Below are 1190 nucleotides of genomic sequence, written 5' to 3'. Positions count from 1 at the left end.
CCCACCCTGCATATGTAGCTGTTACCTTCATTAAATGATCCTCCCTTTTAATCCAAAATCATTGTCGTCCTTCCCTACTTCACCATTTAATATACCAATTGGTATACAACGACATACATGTTGTTGTATACATAAAAACAAATCGAAGATGACAATATCATCAATTAGAATATATTAAACAGAATATTGTTTAAATTAAGAAATATTTTATTACAGTTGACAACTTAATAAATCTATTATTCATACCGATAGGATAAGTGTACATATAGTAATTTTTGATCCCTAGCTAGGATCCACTAAAAAAGATAATAGGGCAAACCCGTCGAAAGACGGGGACGCAAAGCCTACAGATCTAAAGCAGAAGTGCTAGGATGGCTGGGTTGCACAACGTTTTAAAACGTCCTATTTGTGCTACTCAATAGGTCGTTTTTTATTAACAAAGGAGATACATCCATGAAAAAAATTGCAGACGTTCTTGTGATGAACTTAAAAAACTTAGGAGTTGAACACACATTTGGTATCCCTGGTAAAGCCGTCGTACCGATTCTACTAGAACTTGATCGACAAGAAATCCCTTTCAACCTAACTAGACATGAGGGTGGAGCTGGATACATCGCTTCTGGTTACTCTCTTATGAATAAGACGATCGGTGTTGCTATCGGAACTTCTGGACCCGGCGGGACCAATTTATTAACGGCTGCTGCACAAGCGAAAGCGTGGCATCTACCCGTTTTGTTCTTAACTGGACAACCTTCTTCTAAAGACATCGGAAGACCGTTCGGACAGGACTCCACTTCCTTTGGTACCGATCTAGTAAAGATGTTTGAACCCGTCACGAAGTTCAGTGCAAGAGTTGACCGTGCGGAATCGTTTCAGAGCTACTTTACACATGCGATCGAAAAAGCGCTTCATGGCGTTAAAGGACCCGTTCACCTCTCCATTCCGATGGATGTGTTGTTAGAAGAGATCGAACCTTTTGTCTTGCAACCGAAAGAAGCGCCACATATGGTTGCGACAATCGAGTCGCTTCAAGAAGCGTTAATCAGTATTCAACAGTCAGAACGTCCCGTGATGATCTTAGGAAAAGGCGTTCATGCTTCACATGCCTACGAGGAAGTCATACAGTTGGCTGAAGCTTTCAGCACCCCCGTGATGACGACACCAGGTGGAAAAGGCACGTTTCCTACCAC

The 1190-nt window shown here is 41.7% G+C and carries 1 protein-coding gene and 1 riboswitch; the gene reads left to right on the top strand.

The features are described from left to right. The first annotated feature begins 302 nt into the window (after positions 1 to 302). Positions 303 to 388: riboswitch (cyclic di-GMP riboswitch) on the top strand. A 65-nt stretch (positions 389 to 453) separates the two neighbouring features. Next, positions 454 to 1190, top strand: a 737-nt coding sequence (locus G3O09_RS21960; protein ID WP_163103564.1) for a thiamine pyrophosphate-binding protein, incomplete at its 3' end; no start/stop codon positions are given.

Origin of the sequence: Peribacillus alkalitolerans (genome assembly GCF_010882125.1) — a bacterium.
In the GTDB taxonomy this organism is placed as follows: domain Bacteria; phylum Bacillota; class Bacilli; order Bacillales; family DSM-1321; genus Bacillus_BN; species Bacillus_BN alkalitolerans.
The sequence above is the reverse complement of the archived record's forward strand: the minus strand, read 5'-3'. Positions and strand labels throughout refer to the sequence as shown.